Annotated in this window: 1 protein-coding gene; it reads right to left on the bottom strand. The window is 43.8% G+C overall.

Features of this window, described 5'->3' with window-relative positions; all coding sequences use genetic code 11:
- A partial coding sequence (locus RG959_RS23835) for an IS3 family transposase (protein ID WP_342799276.1) occupies window positions 1-516 on the bottom strand: 516 nt, incomplete at both ends.

Below are 516 nucleotides of genomic sequence, written 5' to 3'. Positions count from 1 at the left end.
CGATCGTTTGTATTCAATCGGGCTTACATAGCCTAGTGTTCCGTGAATCCGCCGCTTGTTAAACCAGTTAACATAATCACTGAATTCAAGTGCAAGATGCTCCAGGCTGTCAAACTTCATCTGGCGGACAAACTCTGTTTTAATGATTTTAAACGTTGCCTCCGCCACCGCATTATCATACGGACAGCCTTTCATGCTTAAAGAACGGACAATCTGGAAGGCCGCTAATGTCTCATCGATTAGCTGGTTTTTAAACTCGCTGCCACGGTCGGTGTGGAACAGCTGGATATCCCGCAGATCACCTTGAATAGAAGAAAAAGCCCGTGCGACAAGGTTCGCATCTTTGTTTGGTCCTGTGCTAAAGCCGATGATTTCACGGTTAAAGAGATCGACAAAGATACATACGTAATGCCATTTGTTTTTGACTTTGACGTATGTTAAATCACTGACGACTACTTTTTTGGCTTCTGTCTGCTGAAACTCTCGTTTCAATTCATTTGTCTGGGCTGACTCATT

Source organism: Domibacillus sp. 8LH (genome assembly GCF_038806185.1).
Classification (GTDB): domain Bacteria; phylum Bacillota; class Bacilli; order Bacillales; family Domibacillaceae; genus Domibacillus; species Domibacillus indicus_A.
This window is presented reverse-complemented; position numbering and strand designations above follow the sequence as displayed.